Source organism: Enterobacter sp. BIDMC109 (genome assembly GCF_001037885.1).
Taxonomy (GTDB): Bacteria; Pseudomonadota; Gammaproteobacteria; order Enterobacterales; family Enterobacteriaceae; genus Enterobacter; species Enterobacter hormaechei_C.
Window position 1 is genome coordinate 2,157,936 of the sequence record NZ_KQ090002.1, and the last position, 21,021, is coordinate 2,178,956.

General features: G+C 53.5%; 20 protein-coding genes. 3 read left to right on the forward strand and 17 right to left on the reverse strand.

Features of this window, described 5'->3' with window-relative positions:
- The first annotated feature begins 86 nt into the window (after window positions 1-86).
- Both SK62_RS10275 and tam read left to right on the forward strand, forming a co-directional pair.
- The gene (locus tag SK62_RS10275) at window positions 87-671 is read left to right on the forward strand and encodes an NUDIX domain-containing protein (RefSeq protein ID WP_017382349.1); all 585 of its coding nucleotides are present in this window, start codon (window positions 87-89) and stop codon (window positions 669-671) included.
- Between the two features lie 84 nt (window positions 672-755).
- Window positions 756-1,514 carry a trans-aconitate 2-methyltransferase gene (tam, locus tag SK62_RS10280; protein ID WP_047719553.1) on the forward strand — a complete coding sequence of 253 codons (759 nt, stop codon included), beginning with the start codon at window positions 756-758 and terminating at the stop codon, window positions 1,512-1,514.
- A gap of 6 nt (window positions 1,515-1,520) precedes the next feature.
- Here tam and SK62_RS10285 read toward each other — a convergent pair whose 3' ends face one another.
- From SK62_RS10285 to SK62_RS23055, 9 genes are all read right to left on the reverse strand, one after another.
- Window positions 1,521-2,711, reverse strand: coding sequence for a cytochrome c biogenesis protein/redoxin (locus SK62_RS10285; RefSeq protein ID WP_047719554.1), 1,191 nt, complete (start codon window positions 2,709-2,711; stop codon window positions 1,521-1,523).
- A gap of 135 nt (window positions 2,712-2,846) precedes the next feature.
- The gene (locus SK62_RS10290; protein ID WP_047719555.1) at window positions 2,847-4,142 is read right to left on the reverse strand and encodes an ATP-binding protein; all 1,296 of its coding nucleotides are present in this window, start codon (window positions 4,140-4,142) and stop codon (window positions 2,847-2,849) included.
- Window positions 4,139-4,879, reverse strand: a complete 741-nt coding sequence (locus tag SK62_RS10295; protein WP_017382353.1) for a response regulator — start codon at window positions 4,877-4,879, stop codon at window positions 4,139-4,141. Before SK62_RS10295 ends, SK62_RS10290 begins: the two co-directional genes overlap by 4 nt.
- Window positions 4,880-4,923: 44 nt before the next feature.
- Window positions 4,924-5,919 (reverse strand): alpha/beta fold hydrolase, encoded by a 996-nt coding sequence (locus SK62_RS10300; protein WP_047719556.1) that lies wholly within the window; start codon window positions 5,917-5,919, stop codon window positions 4,924-4,926.
- A 134-nt stretch (window positions 5,920-6,053) separates the two neighbouring features.
- Complete coding sequence (locus SK62_RS10305; protein ID WP_254909581.1) at window positions 6,054-6,281, reverse strand: GNAT family N-acetyltransferase; 228 nt, start codon at window positions 6,279-6,281, stop codon at window positions 6,054-6,056.
- Window positions 6,282-6,292: 11 nt separating this feature from the next.
- Window positions 6,293-8,479 (reverse strand): peptidase domain-containing ABC transporter, encoded by a 2,187-nt coding sequence (locus SK62_RS10310; RefSeq protein WP_047719557.1) that lies wholly within the window; start codon window positions 8,477-8,479, stop codon window positions 6,293-6,295.
- A complete protein-coding gene (locus SK62_RS10315; RefSeq protein WP_032624257.1) occupies window positions 8,479-9,732 on the reverse strand; it encodes an HlyD family secretion protein in 1,254 nt (417 codons plus the stop codon). Before SK62_RS10315 ends, SK62_RS10310 begins: the two co-directional genes overlap by 1 nt.
- A 14-nt stretch (window positions 9,733-9,746) precedes the next feature.
- Window positions 9,747-10,391, reverse strand: coding sequence for a CPBP family intramembrane glutamic endopeptidase (locus tag SK62_RS22235; protein ID WP_072059185.1), 645 nt, complete (start codon window positions 10,389-10,391; stop codon window positions 9,747-9,749).
- 497 nt (window positions 10,392-10,888) lie between these two features.
- The gene (locus SK62_RS23055; protein ID WP_071591736.1) at window positions 10,889-11,221 is read right to left on the reverse strand and encodes a hypothetical protein; all 333 of its coding nucleotides are present in this window, start codon (window positions 11,219-11,221) and stop codon (window positions 10,889-10,891) included.
- 444 nt (window positions 11,222-11,665) lie between these two features.
- On the opposite strand from SK62_RS23055, the gene SK62_RS10320 reads away from it, so the two are divergent.
- On the forward strand, window positions 11,666-12,214 hold the full coding sequence (locus SK62_RS10320) for a GNAT family N-acetyltransferase (RefSeq protein WP_017693426.1): 549 nt from the start codon (window positions 11,666-11,668) through the stop codon (window positions 12,212-12,214).
- Here SK62_RS10320 and SK62_RS10325 read toward each other — a convergent pair.
- The 8 genes from SK62_RS10325 to sad form a co-directional block, all read right to left on the reverse strand.
- Entirely contained in the window at window positions 12,202-13,116 is a 915-nt protein-coding gene (locus SK62_RS10325) for a bestrophin family protein (protein WP_003857155.1), read from the reverse strand. The two genes, SK62_RS10320 and SK62_RS10325, sit on opposite strands and share 13 nt — an antisense overlap.
- Window positions 13,117-13,317: 201 nt before the next feature.
- Window positions 13,318-14,769 (reverse strand): tagaturonate reductase, encoded by a 1,452-nt coding sequence (locus SK62_RS10330; RefSeq protein ID WP_048249526.1) that lies wholly within the window; start codon window positions 14,767-14,769, stop codon window positions 13,318-13,320.
- Between the two features lie 117 nt (window positions 14,770-14,886).
- Window positions 14,887-15,414 (reverse strand): GNAT family N-acetyltransferase, encoded by a 528-nt coding sequence (locus SK62_RS10335; RefSeq protein ID WP_032653571.1) that lies wholly within the window; start codon window positions 15,412-15,414, stop codon window positions 14,887-14,889.
- A gap of 82 nt (window positions 15,415-15,496) precedes the next feature.
- A complete protein-coding gene (locus tag SK62_RS10340) occupies window positions 15,497-16,462 on the reverse strand; it encodes a sensor domain-containing diguanylate cyclase (protein ID WP_023296617.1) in 966 nt (321 codons plus the stop codon).
- Window positions 16,463-16,520: 58 nt separating this feature from the next.
- Window positions 16,521-16,883: a DUF4186 domain-containing protein gene (locus tag SK62_RS10345; protein WP_003857163.1), complete on the reverse strand. Its 363-nt coding sequence runs from the start codon at window positions 16,881-16,883 to the stop codon at window positions 16,521-16,523.
- On the reverse strand, window positions 16,883-17,809 hold the full coding sequence (glsB, locus tag SK62_RS10350) for a glutaminase B (protein ID WP_003857165.1): 927 nt from the start codon (window positions 17,807-17,809) through the stop codon (window positions 16,883-16,885). The genes SK62_RS10345 and glsB overlap by 1 nt, the downstream gene beginning before the upstream one ends.
- A 62-nt stretch (window positions 17,810-17,871) precedes the next feature.
- Window positions 17,872-19,461 (reverse strand): methyl-accepting chemotaxis protein, encoded by a 1,590-nt coding sequence (locus tag SK62_RS10355; protein ID WP_047719560.1) that lies wholly within the window; start codon window positions 19,459-19,461, stop codon window positions 17,872-17,874.
- A gap of 127 nt (window positions 19,462-19,588) precedes the next feature.
- Window positions 19,589-20,971: a succinate-semialdehyde dehydrogenase gene (gene sad, locus SK62_RS10360; RefSeq protein ID WP_047719561.1), complete on the reverse strand. Its 1,383-nt coding sequence runs from the start codon at window positions 20,969-20,971 to the stop codon at window positions 19,589-19,591.
- Between the last annotated feature and the right edge of the window lie 50 nt (window positions 20,972-21,021).

Here is a 21,021-nt window from a genome sequence, read left to right on the forward strand (position 1 = left end):
GAATTATTCCTGTTGTTGCACGATATGCCTTGTATTTGCACGATAGTGCTGTTTATGATGCTTACTCTACGAGAGGAGAGCCAAACGTGCAATCAAAACGTGCAGATATACGCATCATCAACAGCGAAACGTTGTCCGACAACTGGTATAACCTGAAAAAATACACTTTTGACCTCCAGCGCAGCGATGGCGACTGGCAGCGACAAGAGCGTGAAGTGTATGACCGGGGGAATGGCGCGACGATCCTGCTCTATAATCGCGACAGCAAAACCGTCATTCTGACGCGTCAGTTCCGTTTCCCGGTGTTTATAAATGGTCACGAAGAGGATCTCATTGAGGCGGCCGCCGGGTTGCTCGATAACCTTGACCCGGAAAGCCGGATTAAGGCCGAAGCGGAAGAAGAAACCGGGTATAAGGTGACGCGCGTAGAGAAAATTTTTGAGGCCTATATGAGCCCGGGCTCAGTTACCGAGAAACTCTACTTCTATCTGGCGGAATATCACCCGCAGGATCGGACCAGCGCGGGCGGAGGCGTTAAAGCAGAGGGAGAAGATATCGACGTACTGGAAATGACGCTGGACGACGCGCTTCGGGGCATTGAAAATGGGCAGATTGTCGACGGAAAAACCATCATGCTGCTCTATCACCTGGCCCTGAAAGGCATTTTATAATCTCACCATTAGCCAGATACCTTCCCCGGCGCAGGTATTTGCCTGTGCTATTCTTGCTGAACACCTCAACATGGAGATGCGAAAATGGCCGACTGGGATCCCTCTCTTTATCTACAGTACAGCGCAGAACGCACACGTCCCGCCGCTGAGTTGCTCGCCCGGGTGCCGCTTGCTGACATAACCTCTGGCGTGGATTTGGGCTGCGGGCCAGGCAACAGCACCGCGCTGCTGAAACAGCGCTGGCCTTCTGCGCAGATCGCCGGCGTGGATAACTCCCCGGCCATGCTGGAGGAAGCCCGACAGGCCTCGCCAGACTGCCACTTTGTTGAGGCGGATATCCGGCACTACAAACCTGACCAGCCTCTCAGCCTGATCTATGCTAACGCCTCACTGCAATGGATCCCGGACCATTACCACCTTCTGCCACACCTGGTTTCACTGCTCCAGTTAAACGGCGTGCTGGCGGTGCAAATGCCTGACAACTGGCTTGAGCCGACGCACGCCCTGATGCGTGAAGTTGCCTGGGAACAGGGCTACCCCGATCGTGGCCGCGAGCCATTGCCGGGTATCCATGCCTACTACGATATTCTGACGGAAGCGGGATGCGACGTGGATATCTGGCGCACCACCTACTTCCATCAGATGAGCTCTCATCAGGCGATTATTGACTGGGTCAGCGCGACGGGGTTACGGCCGTGGTTACAGGAACTCAACGAAAGCGAGCAGAAAAACTATCTGAAACGCTACCTTGAGCTGCTGGAAGAGCAGTATCCGCTCCAGGAGAACGGGCAGATACTGCTGGCTTTTCCGCGCCTGTTTATGGTCGCTCAGCGGGTTCCGTAAGCCGGATCAGGAACGCGCTTCCTTGAGCAACTGCTGAATTACGGCCTCCTGCTTGTCGTAGTTCCCCTCGCCAAACGCGGTGTAACGCAGTTGCCCTTTCGCATCGAAATAGTAATGTGCTGGCCAGTACTGATTTCCGAACGCGCTCCAGATTTTGTAGTTATTATCCGTCACTACGCGGTACGGCAGCTGCCATTTGTTGACCGCGTTTTTCACCGATGATAACGGCTTTTCCCAGGGGTATTCCGGGGTGTGGACGCCAATCACTACCAGACCTTCAGACTGATATTTCTTCGCCCAGTCACGCACGTGCGGAAGCGTATGCTGGCAGTTGATACAGTCCCAGGTCCAGAAATCGATAAGCACAACTTTCCCCCGCAAGGCCTCAGACGTGACAGGGTCACCGTTTACCCAACCCGTACCGCCGCTTAATGACGGTAGCTGGCTGCCCGGCGTCGCGTCAGCGACCGGTTGCAGTTTCACCTGCGTGGAGGTGGGTTGCGCAAGGCTCAACAGGGCACTTTCCAGCTGGTCGGCAATACCGTTGGCGCCTTTCAGGGCTGAGGTCATCCCGCTGGCGTTGAACGCAACGGCGGCTAACATCATCACTCCCGCTCCCTGACGCAAACGCGCCATCAATGCGGATTTGGCTCTCAGAGGGGTTATCAACTTACGGCCCCCCGCGACAAGCAGCCCCAGCATCAACGCGCACCCGCTGCCGTAAGCGGCTAACAGCGCTCCGGTTGCGATAGCCGAGTGGCCCGCAATATTAATGCTGAAGATCGCCCCGAGAATCGGTCCGGCACAGGGGGACCACAGCAGCCCGACGGCCAGCCCTGCCAGAAAAGCCGAAACCAGGCCGCGTCGCTGCATGCTGTGGGTGTTGAGAACGTTTCCCGCGCTGACCGCCGGGCGGGCAATGCGCTGAGCGAACTGCGGAAAGATCAGGGCCAGGGCGGCAATGCTCAGTACCAACAGCGCAATCCAGCGACCGATAATGGTGGCGTCAGCGATCCACTCGCTGGCAACCGTTACTACCATCGCCACCAACGTGAACATCACAATCATTCCCGCCAGAAGCGCCAGAATGTGTTTGCGCTGCCCCTGAAAGCCAGCGAACAGCAGAGTAATGACGGGAAGCGTGCACGGACTGAGCAGGCTAATCATGCCGCCTAAAAAAGCGATTATCAGAAACATAACGACCTCACGATACGGTTGCTGCGAAGGTGCAGTGAGGTTATTTCACCGTACGAATGTGTTCAGGCCGTGTGCGAAAAGCTGAATTTTGTCTGCCTGCGTATCGGCGCGGGGTGCAGATACACAGGCGTACAATTAACCGCGCGGAAGGATCACGCTTACGGCCAGCCCTCCCTCTGCCCGGTTTGCAAGATGCAATTTCCCGTCAAGCTGGGCGGTGAGCTGCGCGGCAATGGCGAGGCCTAACCCGGTGCCGCCCGTTTCCCGGTTGCGCGACGTTTCAACCCGGTAGAACGGCTGTAACACCGCCTCCAGTTCTGCCTCCGGGATGCCAGGGCCGTTATCCATAATGCGGAGCGCTACCTGCCTTTCATTTTCATCAATCTCTATTACCGCGCTATCGCCAAACTTCAGCGCATTATCCAGCAGGTTGGTCATTACCCGGCGCAATGCCTGGGGACGAGTGACGATCGGCAGACGCGCATTGCGTGCATGAAACTGCACGTTTTTACCAATGTCCTGATAATCACTGGCGATGCTGTTAACCCACGCGTTCAGTTCCAGTTTCAGCGTGGTCTCTTCCAGGGATTCTGATGACCGGGCATAGGCAATCCCCTCCCGTACCAGGCGCGACATATTATCCAGGTCGCTCAGCAGCTTATCGCGGAGTTCGGGCTGATCCGCCATTTCGATCCGCAGCTTCATGCGCGTGATGGGCGTCTGGAGATCGTGAGAAATGGACGCCAGAATCTGCGCGCGTTCACGCAGATACGTCTGTATCCGCGACTGCATCTCATTAAAAGCGTGCGCTGCCTGGCGCACCTCAACCGGACCTTTTTCAGTCATCGGAGAATGGGCCGCAGGATCGAGGGAATCAACCGCGCGCGTGAATTGCAGGAAGGGCCGGACAACCTGGCGCACGGCAATCCAGGAGCAGAGCGCGACAAGTAACAGCTGAAGAACCAGCACCACGGGCAACCAGCTGGCGACAGGCGGCATGCGCGGGATCAGATCGATGGTGAGCGGTGCGCCGTCGCGGAGCGTCAGATGGGCCTGAATATGGGAAATCGGCCCCGGCACCGCCGTAAAGTGGAGCGGATATTGTGCTGAAAGCGTCTCTTTCAGGGTGCGAATCGCATCCCGCGAGCGCTTGTCCGTTGGCGCGGGGCCTGCCTCGCCGGGGCCAAGGATATAACGATAATTACCGCGACTGAGCCGTGCCAGCCACTCTGGCCGCTCTTTGGCCGGAAGCCGGTCTAGAATGGCCACGCTGGTCGCCACGTCGTTCTCAAGATTGCCCAGCATAACCGTACGCGCGCTGCGCATTCGCTCAACCATGACCAGCGTCAGGCTGAGTGCGTTAGCCAGCAAGAGTCCAAGCAGCACAATGATCAGCAGCCGGGCCAGTAAGGTGCGGGGCCACAGCGTCATTCATTGGCCTCGACGATGGTCACCGGCATGGTAAAAACGTAGCCTTCGCTGCGAACGGTTTTAATGTAGGCGGGCGTGCGGGCATCTTCATTCAGACGCTGTCGCACGCGGCTCACCAGGAGATCAATCGAACGCTCAAACAGCTCGGCATCACGTCCCTGCGTCAGGTTCAGCAGCTGGTCGCGGGTCAGCACCCGTTGAGGATGATCGAGGAATACGCGCAAAAGGCGATATTCCGCCCCGCTGAGCGCCACAACCATCCCCTCGTTATCAATCAGATGACGCGCCACGGTATCCAGCTGCCATTCCCCGAACACCACCAGGCGCCCTGCCTCGGTCACCTGAAGATTAGGCGGCATAGTACGAAAACGACGCAGGATAGCTTTGATACGCGCCAGCAGTTCGCGGGCCACAAACGGTTTCACCACGTAATCGTCGGCGCCCATCTCCAGCCCCAGGATGCGGTCCGTGTCCTCGTTGCGCGCGGTGAGCATCAGGATCGGCAGATCCTTATGCCTGCTGCTGCGCAGCTGTCGACACAGCGTCAGGCCATCATCGCCGGGCATCATCACGTCCAGCACCACCAGGTCGATATGCTGTTTGTCGAGCACTGCGCGCATCTCTTTCCCGTTCGCCGCGCCAGAGGCGTGGTAGCCGGATTTCACGAGGTAATCGACAATCAGTTCACGAATATCCCTGTCGTCATCGACGACAAGGATGTGATCAATATGCTCCACCGCAGGCTCCTGATTAAGAGGTAACGGATTGAAAATAGCACATATCAGAGCTTATCCGCGTCGACAACGGCGTTAACAAAGTCCTGCGGATCTTCCTGCGGCGGGTTGTGACCAACCGTTGCGCCGAAAGTACGGTGCTCATATTTTCCGGTGAATTTCCCCGCATAGGCGGCGGGTGCAGGATGTGGTGCTCCGTTGTTACCGCCCTCGATGGTGATGGTCGGCACCGTAATGTTCGGCAGCGTAGCCAGCTTTTGTTCGTAGGCGTCATATTTCTGCTCACCCTTCTCCAGCCCCAGACGCCAGCGGTAATTACTGAGCGTGACGGCAACGTGGTCCGGATTATCGAGGGATTTGGCGCTGGCATTGAAGGTGGCATCGCTGAATTTCCAGTCAGGCGAAGCCTGGGACCAAATCAACCGGGCAAAATCGTGCGTATTTTTAGCATAGCCTTCCGCACCGCGCGGCGTGGCGAAATAGAACTGATACCACCACTGAACCTCTGCCTTCGGCGGTAAAGGCTGTTTGCCAATCGCCTGGCTGCTGATCAGGTAGCCACTCACCGAGACCAGCGATTTCACGCGTTCCGGCCAGAGCGCCGCAACGATATCCGCCGTACGCGCCCCCCAGTCATAACCGGCAAACACCGCCTGTCTGATATTCAGGGCGTCCATCAGGTTGACGATGTCTTTTGCCATCGCCGCAGGCTGGCCGTTTCGCGGCGTTTTTTCAGAAATAAAGCGCGTGGTGCCGTACCCGCGCAGGGACGGCACAATGACACGATACCCCTTCGCAGCCAGCGCGGGGGCCACGTCTGCATAACTGTGAATGTCGTACGGCCAGCCATGCAGCAGGATCACCGGTTGCCCCTCTTTTGGCCCGATATCGACGTAACCGACGTTCAAATCGCCAGCGTTAATCTGTTTAACCTGGTTAAAGGCCGACGCGTAATCCTTACCCGTCGCTTCTGCCTGACAGGACATCACGATGCCAAGTGAAACGGTCAGGGCGACGGCTGAGTATGCGAGTTTATTAAACATGATGTTATCTCCGGGTAAGTTCAGTTGACGGAGATATAACACCATGCGTTTGTATAGGAGATGTGTGCGGATGCGGTTTTATTGCATACCTGTGTATGTATCACAGACGCAGATACAGTGTGATACAAACCCGGTTAAGGGGTGATTCGGTACCGGACGTAATCGTCGGCTTCACCATAGTGGTCATACAGCTTACGCGCCGGATTGTGCATGCGGGTTACCCAGTAGAGTTTTGACCACCCTTCCCGCTTACCCTCATCGATCAGGGCGTCGATAAGCGCTTTACCCGCCCCTGCGCCACGTTCGGCAGCGTCAACAAATAGATCTTCCAGATAGGGGTAAGTTTGGATATCGAAAATTATGTACGTTAAGGTTAATTTTTTGCCATCACGTCATTAGTATATTCACAAACAGACTCGCCATTATTGACTGTATGCTGGAGATTCAGCTCCGTTAAGTAGCCGTCTGCCAGATACAAAACCCGGTCTGCAGAGGCTATGGTTTCCGGGCGATGGGCTATCAGCAGAACAGGAAGCCCCAGTTGACGTAAGGTCTGGCTTATCCGGATTTCACTCTCAACATCAAGGTGGCTGGTCGCTTCATCCAGTAACAGGAATCCCGGTTTCTTGTACAACGCCCTTGCCAGCAGAATGCGTTGTTTTTGTCCTCCGGAAAGCCCTCCGCCGGTTTCACCAATCAGCGTCTGATACCCCATCGGCATTGCCATAACATCGCTGTCGATAAGTGCCAGTCTTGCGCACTGGATCATTCGTTCATAATTTCGGTCATCACTGAAAAAAATAATGTTATCTGCTACAGAACCTTTGAAAAGATGGTCATCCTGCAGTACGGTACCGATACGCTGACGAACCTGAAAATAATCCGGATGCGTATGCAATATGCCAAATGCCCTGATCCTGCCCTCATCAGGGATGTGGATCCCAAGGATAAGCTTCACCAGTGTCGTTTTCCCGCATCCGGATTTACCTGTAATGGCAACGACTTCTCCGGGATTGAGTGTCAGCGACACCCCGCCGATTATCGGATTTTCCCCTCCCTTGTGGCTGAAGATGATGTGCTCAAGTACTAGAGGAGCATGAGCATATTCATCCATCTCCCTGCGGGATACAGAAGGAATGTGCGAAGCGTTGTTATGCTCACGAAAAGGCTGTTGCTGAAGGCCTTCTGTCGGGGTCAGTACAATATCAGCCAGTCGTTCGTTGTAAACATCGAGCATACGCCAGGAAAAAAACTTATCAGTCAGGCTACTGATACTGGAAGAAAAACGCGTCTGATAGGATAAATAAGCAACCAGCATGCCGACGGTGAAGGTTCCATTCAATACCTCCCCGGCGCCTTTCCACAAAATGATTGCTGATACCACGCTGCCGGTAAGAGTGTGAGCAATGTCATAGCACATCAGCAGACGGCTCTGACGCAACTGCGTATTTCTGCGGGCAACGTTGAGATTCAGCCAGGCGGCCTCACGATGTGCCGTCACACCGTTAATTCTCAGGCTGAGGATCCCGTTGAGTGTTTCAAGAAAATGCCCGGACTCCTTGGCACCTGCATCCCAGGCATCTTCTGCCGACTGTCGAAGGGACGGATACCACAGTGCCCTCAACACACCATAGAAAATGGCTGCAAGTACGGCGATCAATGTCATTTCAGGACTGTACAGCAGCATCATGCAAAGCGCAGTCACCACGAGCAACACATCCAGAATACCTTCCAGCACTTGCGTAGTCAGCGCCTGCTGGATGGTATCTACCGCCTCAAAACGAGCATTAATACTCCCCTTACTGCGTGCATCAAACCAGGCCAGAGGAAGATGGACCAGATGATGGAAAACCCGTGCTGTCCACTGCATGTTAAAATTGACGGACAGTGTAATACTCGCCCACTGGCGGGCCAGTGACAGCAGCAGAAGCGCAATAATAATGACGGTCAACAAACTCTGGTCGGCAGCCACCAGGACTTCATCAATCACCAGCTGGTTGAGAAGCGGGCTTCCCAGTGTCAGGATTTCGAGTGCCACGGCAAAAACGATAATTCGCGACATTGCCGACAACAGACCCGGTGTTTTACCTGTCAGTTGGCGCAGATGGATTTTTTTCCTTTCATCCCGAGCGGTAAAATCACTGGCTGGCATCAGCTCCAGCGCGACGCCGGTGAAATGTTTTCCAGCATCCTGTAGGGAGAGCGTTACTTTTCCCTTTTCCGGATCATGAATAACCAGCCTGCTTCCGCGAACTTTATGTAGCACAACAAAATGATTCATGTTCCAGTGGATAATACACGGGAGAGAAAGGGATCTTAGGTCCTCAAGCTCCAGCCGAACTGCCCGGCTGGATAATCCGATACCGGCCGCACATTCAGTCAGTCTCTGCAGGGTCATCCCTTGTGAGCTGATACTGAAACGTTCGCGCAGTGTGGGTAAGTCTGTTTGCAGACCATGCCAGCAGGCCATCATGACCAGGCATGCCAGACCACATTCCGCTGACTCTGTCTGTCGGGTGAGAGGAAGCTGTTTTCTCCCGGTCCATTTAAGTGTATCCATCACAGCTTTCCTTTCAGGCTCCAGAGCGGCTCAGTCAGCCACTCCCACAAATTGCGGGTATCCAGGCTGACATCCCCCTCAAGAACCATGCCGGGGCGCAGGGCTTCCTGTTTCCCATAAGCCAGAATAAAAGTATTTTCAGGTTCAACGATGACGCGGTAATGACCTTCATTCTCCTTCCAGGTCACAGGAGATACGGAGAGTAAATCAGAAGATGTCAGCGTTGTATGGCTTATTTCACGGATAGTCCCGTACTGCACACCAAACTTCTGATAGGGGAAGGCAGAGAACCGCAGGGCAACACGCTGCCCCGCCTGAATAAAGCCAGCATTCTGACTGGTAGCATAGAGTTCTATCTGCAAACGGGCATTGTCGGGAATGAGGGTCATGACAGGTTCAGATGCCCTGACAGACTGTCCCTGTCTGACCAGCACGGCAGCAACGGTTCCGGATACCGGTGAAGTCAGCGTGAAATTTTCCTTACCTGCCAGTTCGTCCTGCTGTTGCCTGATCACCTGCAACTGCCTGTCCATTTCAGCCTTCCGGCTTTCACCCTGAACGATGAGATGGTCAAGGTCGTCTTTAGCAGCCTCCATCGCGGTGTGCAGTTGCAGAAGCCCCTGACGCTGATCCTCAACGTTTTGCTGTGACGTTGAAACGTCAATCTGCTTCTGCTGGTATTCGATATCTGATACGTAATGCGTATCAGCAAGTTTCTTATAGCGCTCCATAACAGACACGGCCAGCGCAGCCTGATGCACGGCAAGTGACAGACGCTTTTCTGCACTTTTAACCTGAGGTTTCAGGGAAACTATTCGCTGTTGTATGGCATGCTGCTGCTGACTGTTGTCACGCAATTCCAGGGTCTGTTGAGAAGTCAGCATTGTAAACTGAGTTTGTAGGGAAAGTCTTATAGCAGCGAGTGTACCTGCCCCCTGTTCGTTGAAATGTTCACCGCTGATATGATAAAGAGTCTCACCGGCAATAATGTGTTGACCTTCTGAGGCGGTCAATTTGGTTACGTAGCCAGCATATTGAGGAGTGATTTTTACCAGCCCGGATGAGGGCATAACGATTCCGGAAAGGTGAGCCTTACGTGTATAGCTACCATAAAGAATAAAGAGTATCAGGCACAGAAATATGAATAACGTTGTGAGTGCGCTTACTGATAAACCGAATGACGCAGGTAAAACAATCTCACCATAATCAGAATCTGTTTGATGATTTAAAGCCTCTTCCCTGAAGATATTCATATCCCAAATACCCTTCAAAAATTTAACGACAAAACAAAAGCATTCATGCACGAATGAATTATAATAGGATAAAAAAGCCCTCTGCTTCTTATTCTAACTATTAATAGCAATATTGACACAAAAAAAAGAATGGATTGATCTAAAATGTTATAATACTGTCCATGCATCAGACAAAAAGACAATGAAGTCAATATACATGGGATAATATACTTTTTATTAAAAATTGAGTGGAAAACACCGAAGATACAGCCCCTGCATATAATCTCCTCATAATATGGGACTACGAAGGCGGCTATTATAAATGCTATAAAACTAATATGGGAAGGTCCATAATGATATAAATTATCCCTGTAAAGATAAACATTATACTGAACCAGCAAAATGACAAACAACACAACAATAGAAAATTTTATTGAAGTTAAATCTCTACTTGGGCGTAATTTAAAACCATCCAACTTCCTTAAGTAAAAAATATACAAGAAAAATGCAATTGAAAATTCCGCAATAAACAATAAGAAAAATGACACATCGAGAGTAAGATAGCGGAGGGTTATGGATGGCGATAACGTAATTATTATTGAGATAACAGACGCAATAAAAAGAACAATTACGTTTTTCTTACTATAAATGAATGGATAGACATGCCTAAAGATTATCATGTTCAACCTATTATTAATTCATATTTTATATAAGAATCAACAAATATGGCTATGATATCGTAATCATTTTTTGATATCATGCACTTTAACTTCAGTGAACATTTGTAATGATTCCATTCTGCAACACAACAATTTTTATCGGAGTGTACTTTATTTACTTTTAAACCTATTCATCAAGTTAACGCCCCATCGAGTTACTGCTATTAATACAATCAACGCAATAATAAACCTTGATATAATCCCTGGCCGTGATACTTCGTCAAACTCAAGAACTTCAGCGTATTTCAAAAGGGTAAATGCGATAATGAAAAAAAATAAGTAAATTAGGAAATTTAAAAATTGTTTCATGCTTAACCCGATACTTGTGATTACATTAACTTTATCAAAAATAATAGCTCATCATGACTACTTCGAATAATCATTAAATATCGAAACACCTAGAATAACATTCAGTTATAATGAGCTTTTAAATTATTATCACACACAACTCAAATTACTTACCAACGGCATTGTCCGGGGCCGTTGTAATTATTACTTTTATCTTTACTACCACGATCTGAAAAACTTTCTTTTGTGCACTGGCCAGCTATAGCTCCACCAATTACCCCAGCGGTCATACCCACTGGCCCCCCAGGAGAGCCGGCGATTAGACCACCGATGATTCCTGCGCCGCATGAGTCAACGCCCTTGTAAATAGAGCCATTGTTTCCTTTTGAATTACCAGGTTTAGAGCTGGTGTTACGACTACCGACACCTTCATAATTACCGCTTCCATTGCCGCCACTTACTAATGCTATCTCATTAAGGCTTAATGCTCTTATATTCGACATAAATCATCTCCATTTAATTTAGTTTTGCATTTTGTGCTAAAAAAATATCTTATATTACTTAATGTAAAGAAAGTGTATTTATGTAAGCAAATGTAAATAAGATATTGAACTTCGTAAACCGTAGCTCCATTTGGGAGCAGTTCAGCTCCTGCATGGGCAGGCCTATAACACGAAATCGACCTGGAGGTACGGTAATGTTCAGGCATCTTTTCTGACGTCCAGCGCGCAATCACTTCTGCGTCGTAACAGATTTTACAGCCATGGCGCATCGCTTCGTTACGGACGTGCCAGAGTGTTTCGGCTTCTTCGGGCCTGGCTTTTCTTGGCATTACATACTCCTTTATGGATAAATCTGAATAACAAAAGCACGACCAACTGGAATGTGATATTGATGAAATATCAGAACCCAAACAAATGATAACGCTCAAATATGGAGATCACCGGATGACGATACCCACGCTTACGACAGAACGCTTATTACTTAAACCCCTTGTTGCCGCCGATGCCGCCCAGATCCAGCAACGCTATCCGCGCTGGGAGATTGTCCGCTATATGGTGGCTTCAGTCCCCTGGCCCTACCCGGAAAACGGTGCAGAAAATTATGTCAACAACGTTGCACTGCCCGATATGGCCAAAGGGATTGCGTGGTTCTGGACGATTCGCCGTCGCGAAGCGCCTGACGAACTGATGGGGTTGATTTGCCTGTATGACGTGGAGGACAACAACCGGGGCTTCTGGCTCGCGCCGGAATTTCAGGGCCAGGGATATATGCGCGAGGCGAGTATTGCGGCCACGGACTACTGGTTCAATACGCTTAACAAACCGGTGTTGCGCGCGCCGAAAGCGGCGGCCAACAGCCGCTCCCGACGTATTTCAGACAGCAGCGGCATGCGGCTCATCAGGACGGAGAAGAAAGCCTATGTCAGCGGCCTGCTGGATTCGGAGCTGTGGGAAATCACCCGCGATGAGTGGAATGCCCGTCAGGTCAGCTGATAATGCTTATCCGGCATCAGTCTTTCAGGGATATTCTCTTCATCGTTCATCTGCAACAGATCGCGCTCCATCATGTTGCAGATGGCGTCCAGCGGCAGATCGTTATCTTCCGTCCCAAAAGGATCTTCCAGCTCTTCCGCCAGCGTATCCAGCGAGATAAAAGTGTAGGAAATCAGCGCAGAGACAAAGGGCGTCATGTAATGCAGATCAACTACCAGCGCAAACGGCAGCATGATGCAGAACAGATACACCGTCCGGTGCAGGATCAGCGTATAGGCAAACGGGACTGGCGTATTGGCGATACGCTCACAGCCAGCCAGCACGATGGACATATCATTCAGGCGGTTGTTGAGGCTGTGAAACAGAATGTCTGAAAGGTGCCCGCTACGCCGCCGTACGGCCAGCCACTCCCCCATGATCAGCAGGATACGGTTCGCCGGCGAGTTGGCGTCCATCACTTTCCGTAAATCGTCAGGAGCCAGATAGCGGGACAGCTGATCGGCATTGGTTTCTCTACGAAGGGTCATACGCAGACAGTTAGCAAACGCGATTTGCAGGCGGACAAACTCTCCAAGATGTTTATCATCCGGCAAGGTGTTTTTTACCTCGCGAAACAGCGAGCGCGCCGCTATCATCAACTGCCCCCAAAGCAGACGCGCCTCAACGTAGCGCGAATAACAGGCGTTATTGCGAAATCCCAGGAAGATGGCGATAGCCACGCCCAGAATGCTGAACGGCGCGACGGTAAACCGGATACCCAGCGAGGTGTACCACGGCAGCATGACAATCACGGCGATGGAAAGCAGGAAGTTAAGCAGCAGTCGGGTATAAATTTTGGGAAGTACCGAACCATGCCAGACAAAAATCAGTTGCAGCCAGTGCTGTTGAGGACGAACAATCATAATCAGCTTCAGAAAAGTAAAGAGCGCGGCTATTAAACGTGATCCCCCTCACGGTTGCAAGCATGTTAATAGTTCATTGCATTTTCTGACCTGTTAAGCCTCAACCGCACGGCGCTGCATGTGCTTTTTAAAAAAAGAACGTATAGTATGTTGTAACTAAAAGTAGTCTGTAAAAAACCCGGCCAACGCCGGGCATTATGATTAGCAGAGCGGTTTTACCGCATCGCGCATGCCTTTGCTTAAAATTGCATCCAGATCCAGCGCAACCTGGTCTACCAGTCCGTTCACCAGAGTGAGATCCTGTTCCCAGTGCTCGCTCACGCTTAACACTGACGATACCAGTTCACGGGTAGTGACCTGTTTGTCGTGATGTTGCGTCCACAACTGCTGGTAACGTTCAAGCCAGTGCGCATCGTCCTGCACCGGATAGCGCTCACCGTTGCGCTCGGCACGGTAAAATGCAATCAGCGCCGCCAGAGCAAAGGTCAGACGTGCTGGCAGTTTGCCGGTCGCCTTCTGCCCTGCCAGCAGTTGCGGCAGAATGCGGGTGCGGTACTTGGTCATCCCGTTCAGGGCAATCGACAGCAGCTGATGCTTAATGTACGGATTACGGAAACGCCCCGTTACGGCACTGGCGAAGGAGTGCAGCTCGTCGCGCGGCAGATCCAGGACCGGAATAATCTCCTCATATATAGCCTTCTCTACGAACGCGCAAATTTCCGCGTCGTTCATGGCTTCCCCTACCGTATCCAGGCCGGCCTGAAAAGCGACCGGAACCAGCGCCGTGTGCGCGCCGTTGAGGATCGCCACCTTACGCTCTTTATACGGCTTGATATCGTCAACAATCAGGACGTTGAGCGGGTATTTATCCAGGCGCAGTTCAGCTGCAAGTGATTTCGGCCCCTGAATAACAAACAGATCGAAATGTTCCGCCGTGTCGAGGAAGCTGTCGTGATAGCCCAGCCCGGCTTCCAGCTCTGCCACCTCATCACGCGGATAGCCGGTAACAATGCGGTCAACCAGCGTCGAACAGAAAGTGTTAGCATCATTCAGCCACGCAATGAATGCCGCCGGCAGCGCCCACTCCTGTGCATAGCGCAGCACCAGTTCACGCAGGGCATCGCCGTTGTAGTCGATGAGTTCGCAAGGAATGATAATCCAGCCTTTATCCGCTGCCCCGTTAAAGTGGGTAAAACGCTCGAACAGCAGACGCGTCAGTTTGGCCGGATAGCTGACAGCTGGCGCATCGTCAAACTTATCCCCCGCGTGATAGCTGATCCCCGCCTCCGTGGTATTGGAGAAGACAAACCGCATGTCAGGGTTATGGGCGAGCTTCAGAAATTCATCGTACTGGCTGTAGACGCTGATTTCACGATTCACGGAACGAATAAGACGCGCATCGCTTACCGCTTCCCCCTGCTCATTCAGACCGCGAATAACCGTTGTATACAGACCATCCTGGGTGCTCAGGGACGGCGGAAAATCGCTCTGGATCGGCCGCACAATCACCACACCGGCATTGAGATCGGTATGCTCGTTTAAGAGGTCGATTTGCCAGTCAACGAACGCGCGCAGGAAGTTACCTTCGCCAAACTGGATGATACGTTCAGGATAGCGCGCACCGGGGAAATCACGACGGTTGAGTGTGTTCACAATGGAGGTCCTTTATGATTAGTCATACAGCCTGATAAGATTGGTGTGATAACTTATCAAAACTTCAGGACCATAACCCCTGTCTGGATCAACTCAGGATGCGATGGTGAAAAATAATCACAGAAATTTATAGAACACCGAGGTCGCCGTCATGTCCCCGTTCGGCATCAGGGCGTAGCGTGGGATCTCCCCCGCCTTTTGCCAGCCTGCTCTCTGGTAAAACGTCTCCGCGCCGCTGCCGGTTGAGGTATCAAGCACCAGTACCGTAAGCGCTTTTTCACGTGCAACCGCCTCCAGGGCTTCCATCAGCGCCATTGCCGCCCCTTTACGGCGCGCTTTCTCATGAACCAGCAATTTCGCGACATCTGCACGGTGCGGCTGGTTTTCAGGCTGATCGGTGATGAGCTGGACCGTGCCAACCAGCCCCTGCTCCGCATCAAAACAGCCCAGGACTGTACGCTCGTCGCGCCCGACGCTGTCTGCGACGCCGAGCCAGAAGGTTTGGGCTTTCCCGGCAGAAAAAGGCAGCATAAAGCTGACGGAGGCGCCGCCGTTGACACAGTTGACAAGAATATCGTTCAGGGCATCGATGTGGGTGAGGATGTCCTGCCGGGAGAGAGGTTTAATCAGCATGGGAGAGTTCATTGCGCGTCCTTAGGTTGAATCTCTCCACTTTGCTATTAACATTTTTGTAACGCAATAAGCGATGACATAGGATTTCGTTATGTCATTTTTCGCCGTGGTGTTGCCGCTTCATGGCGTACATTTGCGCATCCGCGTGTTTTAGCCATGCCTGCATATCGTTGCGGTGATGATCGAACTCGCTCAGCCCCCAGGAAAACTGTAACGACCAGGGATGCAGCTGACGCGCGTTATACTTTTCCGTTTGTTCAACGAGATACTGCATGGCGATCCAGGCGCCGGGTTCATCGGTATCCGCAAACAGCACCGCGAACTCATCTCCCCCGAAACGTACCAGCAGATCGGCCTCGCGGAACGAGGAACGCATCAGGGCGGCCATCGCTTTCAGAGCTTTGTCCCCCTCCTGATGTCCGAAGCGATCGTTAATGGTTTTGAAATGGTCCAGATCCAGCCAGCCAAGGGTTAAGGGTTCTGCCCGACGCTGCGAAACCGACAGTGCAAACTGCGCAAACTGGTTAAACCCGCGACGGTTAAACAGCCCCGTGAGTTCATCGGTTGTGGCCGCGCTAACGGCCGCAAATTCATCCTCTGCCAGCGCGCTGAGATCGGCCAGTACGGCGGCATCCGCCGCGGTAAACTCACGAGGCGCGTAATCAATGAGACACAACGATCCCACGCACGCCCCGTCACGTAAACGCAGCGGGAAACCGGCGTAAAAGCGCACGCCCGGATCTCCCACCACCTGCGGATTATCCGCAAAGCGTTCGTCCAGCAGCGTGTCACTCACCACCAGCGGCGCGTCACCCAGGATCGTATGACCACAAAACGAGAGATCGCGAGGCTGGGTGGCAGGTACCTGGCCGTCGGCAGACTTCACGATCGCGGCGTGGTCATCCACCAGCGTAATCATCGCCAGCGGCACCCTGAAAAAGCGTGTTGCCAGCCGCGTAAGACGATCAAACGCGGGGTAATTGTCGATCTCAAGCAGACCGGACTCGCGCAGAGCATTCATGCGCTCCGCTTCATTCACGGGAATTTGAGGTGCCTTCATAACGTCTCCTGACGCTGAGCATTAGTAAAAGCGTAGCTTAAACAGAGACATTGTCAGTTCAGGAGGCACGATTTACCTCTATGACCAGCCAATGATGGATTACGTTGACGATATACTGTTGTTGCTGCGCACTCAGCGGCACGCCCTGCGGGATAGCGTGCCACTTAGCCAGACAGCCCCGACAGCAGGTTGCCGTGGCATGCTGGGCGATAAAAACCGGATGGCCGCGCATTGGCGTCTGCTTACCGTCATTCACTGGGTGCGCAGGCGCCAGCCGCGCGGCGACAAAATCAGCAGCATGCTTATCGATAGTCTCCGCGCCCTTATCCCAGCAGTATTGCCGCTCTTTCGTCCCTAAATGAAATCGTGAACGGAACGTGGAGCGAGCCAGGCGCGCGAACAGAGGATCTAACGTGGACATCAGTATACGGACCGTCCAAGGCGTTTGGTCAGCTGTTCCAGCGCCGCCACGCCCGCCAGTGAATTTCCGGTCTCGTCCAGTTCCGGGCTCCAGACGGCAATCGCCATCTCGTGAGGGACAATCGCCACGACCCCACCGCCAACGCCGGATTTAGCCGGCAGCCCCACGCGCCAGGCAAACTCCCCGGCATTCTGATACATTCCGCTGGTTGCCATTAAGGCGTTGATCTGCCGGGCCTGCATCGGGGAGACAACGTCCTCGCCCAGATGCGGGGCATGGCCCTGATGCGCCAGAAACAGAAAAGTCTGCGCCAGTTCGACGCAGTTCATCTTCAGCGCGCAGTAATGAAAATAGTTTTGCAGCACCGTGGCGACGTCATTATGAAAGTTGCCGAAGGACTTCATCAGCCAGGCGATGGCGGCGTTACGTGCAGAGTGTTCAAACTCAGAGCGCGCTACCACCGGATCGTAGGCGATGTCCTGCACGCCGGAAAGCTGCCGCACAATCTGGAGCATCCGCTGGCGCGGCGCGCTCAGCCGGCTTTGCAGCATATCGCACACCACCAGCGCCCCGGCGTTAATAAACGGGTTACGCGGCTTACCCTGTTCGATTTCCAGCTGGAGAAGGGAGTTGAACGGCTGACCGGACGGATCTTTGCCCACCCGCTGCCAGATCTCCTGCTCGTCATACTGGCGCATGGCGGCAACGAGGCTAAGCACTTTTGAGATCGACTGAATCGAAAAGCGCTCAAGCGCGTCTCCCGCCTGAAAACGCTGACCGTCGACAGTACAAATGGCGATACCGAGCTTATTACCGCTGATCGAAGCCAGCGCGGGAATGTAATCGGCAACCTTACCCTGCCCCAGTAACGGACGAACCTGCGCCAGAATCTCGTCCAGCATCTCATTATGGATGACCGCAGCCACACTTTGCTCCTTGCCCTCAGGCTAAAACGGGCTGCGAGTATAACAGAGGCTGATACGTCACGTCAGGCAGGGAGACGAAAACGCGAGACGGCCTGCAACAAAAGATCGGACTGCTGATGCAGGCGCTCAGAGGCATTTGACGCTTCGCTAACCAGCATATCTGTCCGACGCGATACCTGATTCAGCGCCTGAAGCTGACGGGTCATCTGATGAATGCTGTCCCCCTGATTCAGGGTAGCCAGCGAAATATCATTCAGCAGGCTGCTCAGATTCGCCACCAGCCCGGTGACCTGTTGCAAATTCTCTTCCAGACGGTTTACCACCTGAGAACCTTCTTCAATGCCCTGTAGCGAGTGGTTAATCAGCGCCTGGATGGTTTGCGTAGAGTGACTGCTTTTTCTGGCCAACAGTCCCACTTCCCGGGCAACCACCGCAAATCCGCGCCCCTGCTCTCCTGCATGGGCGGCTTCAATGGCAGCATTGAGGGCCAGAATGTTGGTCTGAAACGCCACGCTGTCGATCATCGCGACGATCCCGCGCATCTCTGAGGATCGGTCGACGATCGTCTGCATCGAGCCATTCACCGCTGACATCATTTGCTCCCCACCAGCGGCAGCCTGTCGGGCTTCATCCGCGCGCGAGCGGGCGAGTTTAGCATAACCCGTGTTCCCCTCAACGTGGGTTTCGAGATCGGCGATGTGTGCGGTCACCTCCTCCAGCTCTTTGGCCTGTCGCGTAGACTGCTGATAAAGCTTCTGATTCCCCTGCGCAAGCGATCCGATATTTTCAACCATGGAGGTAGTGGCCTCGCTGACCTGGGTCACCAGTTGCTGGAGCCCGCGCTGCATGGCGGTAATACTGCCGCTGAGCTGGCTGATTTCACGGTTAAAGCGCACAACGTCAGGCGGCGTGCCTGACAAATCCCCTGCCGCAAGCTGGTTAATATGGATAATCAGACGGCGTAGCGGGGATATCACCCACTTCGCCATTCCGAACCAGACGGCAATGGCAATGGTCAGCAGCACCAGTGGCGCAAACAGGAACAGCCGTTGCAGACCTGAGAGTTGTTCCATGAGCGACTGACGCCCCTGTATCGTCTGCTTCTCACTCCGTTGCTGATAGCGTGCGAAATTGTCATTAAAATCGGTCTGAAACGCCTGGGCGGGTACGGCGAAAAAGAGGTCGATGCTGTTGGTTTTCACCAGCCCCTCCGCCTGCTCTCGGATGGCGTCGAAAAACAGCTGATAGCTGTTAACCAACCCCTCGTCTTTCGGCGGATTAAGCGCGAGCCAGGCCTGCCATGCCTGCTGTGACGCCGCCAGGGATTTTTGCGCCTCGTCCATCAGGCTATGCCAGCTTCCTTCCGAGCCGGTCTCCTTGTCCTGCATAAAGTACACGCCGGAGCGGTTGAGCAGATCGCTGGCCGCCAGCAGAGAAATACGGGCCTGATCCAGCCTGCTCTGCTGCTGCCAGGCCAGCTGATTGCGCTGTTCGTTACGCTGGGCTTCATTCAGGGAGGCGGTCAGCAGGAAGGAGGAAGAGAGTTGCAGGGCGGAGAAAAGGCCAATAATACAAAAGATGCCGGTCAGCAGGCCAAACTGACGAGGGATAAAGCGCGGCGCAAGACGACTAAAAATTTGCGTTAGGTTCATAATTTTCTTCTGTAACAATACGTTAGACGCGAGCGAGTCTACGAAACGAAAATGACAGAACCATTACGCAAAAATGACAGGAAACGTGAATTGCCGGGTAGCGGCCTGGCCTTACCCGGCAACAAGACTAGACGCGATCCTTCCACACCGTCTGCACATTACAGAACTCATGCAGGCCGAAATGAGAAAGCTCTCGCCCGAAGCCGCTCTTCTTCACCCCGCCAAACGCGACGCGCGCATCGCTGGCGCTGTAGCCGTTGATAAAGATCCCGCCGCACTCCAGCTCGCGCGCAAAGGTTTCAGCCAGCGCATCGTTCTCGGTAAAGACCGTCGCCGATAAGCCAAAATCGCTGTCGTTAGCCAGCTGCAATGCGTGCGCCGCATCGTTCGCAATGGTAATTGCCGCCACCGGACCAAACAGCTCCTGACGAAAGGCCGTCATCTGTGGGGTGACGCCGCCGAGTACGGTTGGGGCATAATAGTTACCGGTCCCGGACATCTTCTCTCCGCCCAGCAGCAGGGTCGCCCCTTCCGCCAGCGTAGCCTGCACCTGCTGATGCAGTTCATCGCGAAGATCAAATCGCGCCATCGGGCCAATATAGTTATCTTCCTCATCCGGTGCGCCCATCTCCAGCGCCTTGACCGCGTCAACAAAGCGTTGGGTAAAGGCGTCCGCCACGCCCGCTTCCACAATAAAGCGTTTTGCCGCCGCACAAACCTGCCCGGTATTCTGATAACGTCCGGCCACCGCCGCGTTGACGGCCAGATCCAGATCGGCATCGTTCAGAACGATAAACGGATCGGAACCGCCCAGCTCCAGCACGCATTTCTTCAGCGCCGCGCCCGCCTGCGCGCCAATTGCCGCACCAGCCCGAACGCTGCCGGTTACGGTCACCGCCGCGATACGACGATCGTTAATCGCCTGGCTGACGCCGTCATTCGTCGCGTTCACCCAGCCAAAGACCCCCTCCGGGAAACCGGCATCCGCGAATACCTTCCCGATCAGCTCCGCCGAGCCGAGCACATTAGGCGCATGTTTAAGCAGATAGCTGTTCCCTGCCAGCAGGATCGGCACCGCACCGCGCAGCACCTGCCAGAGCGGGAAGTTCCACGGCATCACCGCCAGAACGGGCCCAAGCGGACGGTACTCAATCACCGCATTTTCGACCTGGGTAGATTCCGGGTGCAGCATCGCCGGGCCGTGTTCAGCGTACCAGTCGCAAAGGCTGGCGGACTTAGCCACCTCCGCACGCGCCTGCATAATGGGCTTGCCCATCTCCCGGGAGATAGTCTGCGCCATCTCTTCCGCACGACTACGCAGCGCCGCACCCAGATCGCGAAGTTTTTGCGCCCGGTGCGCCACGCTTTCGCGTCGCCACTGACGAAAACCGGTATCCGCCTGCGCAATGGCACGCTCAACGTCATGGGACGTTGCCCACGGGTAAGCAGCCAGCGTTTCGCCGGTAGCCGGGTTGACAGAGTGGGCATGGGTAGCAGATGAATAGGTCATGATGTTCTCCACGTAATAACAGTTGATTGATTGTGGCCTACTCTGCTATT

Bases quoted from the DNA above. Each gene is read 5' to 3' on its own strand.
- SK62_RS10285 (WP_047719554.1), bottom strand. From the start codon at position 2,711: ATGTTTCTGATAATCGCTTTTTTAGGCGGCATGATTAGCCTGCTCAGT.
- SK62_RS10355 (WP_047719560.1), bottom strand. From the start codon at position 19,461: ATGAACCTAACGCAAATTTTTAGTCGTCTTGCGCCGCGCTTTATCCCT.
- SK62_RS10310 (WP_047719557.1), bottom strand. From the start codon at position 8,479: ATGGATACACTTAAATGGACCGGGAGAAAACAGCTTCCTCTCACCCGA.
- SK62_RS10320 (WP_017693426.1), top strand. From the start codon at position 11,666: ATGACGATACCCACGCTTACGACAGAACGCTTATTACTTAAACCCCTT.
- SK62_RS22235 (WP_072059185.1), bottom strand. From the start codon at position 10,391: ATGATAATCTTTAGGCATGTCTATCCATTCATTTATAGTAAGAAAAAC.
- SK62_RS10340 (WP_023296617.1), bottom strand. From the start codon at position 16,462: ATGAAGGCACCTCAAATTCCCGTGAATGAAGCGGAGCGCATGAATGCT.
- SK62_RS10300 (WP_047719556.1), bottom strand. From the start codon at position 5,919: ATGTTTAATAAACTCGCATACTCAGCCGTCGCCCTGACCGTTTCACTT.
- SK62_RS10335 (WP_032653571.1), bottom strand. From the start codon at position 15,414: ATGAACTCTCCCATGCTGATTAAACCTCTCTCCCGGCAGGACATCCTC.
- tam (WP_047719553.1), top strand. From the start codon at position 756: ATGGCCGACTGGGATCCCTCTCTTTATCTACAGTACAGCGCAGAACGC.
- sad (WP_047719561.1), bottom strand. From the start codon at position 20,971: ATGACCTATTCATCTGCTACCCATGCCCACTCTGTCAACCCGGCTACC.
- SK62_RS23055 (WP_071591736.1), bottom strand. From the start codon at position 11,221: ATGTCGAATATAAGAGCATTAAGCCTTAATGAGATAGCATTAGTAAGT.
- SK62_RS10345 (WP_003857163.1), bottom strand. From the start codon at position 16,883: ATGTCCACGTTAGATCCTCTGTTCGCGCGCCTGGCTCGCTCCACGTTC.
- SK62_RS10290 (WP_047719555.1), bottom strand. From the start codon at position 4,142: ATGACGCTGTGGCCCCGCACCTTACTGGCCCGGCTGCTGATCATTGTG.
- SK62_RS10325 (WP_003857155.1), bottom strand. From the start codon at position 13,116: ATGATTGTTCGTCCTCAACAGCACTGGCTGCAACTGATTTTTGTCTGG.
- SK62_RS10315 (WP_032624257.1), bottom strand. From the start codon at position 9,732: ATGAATATCTTCAGGGAAGAGGCTTTAAATCATCAAACAGATTCTGAT.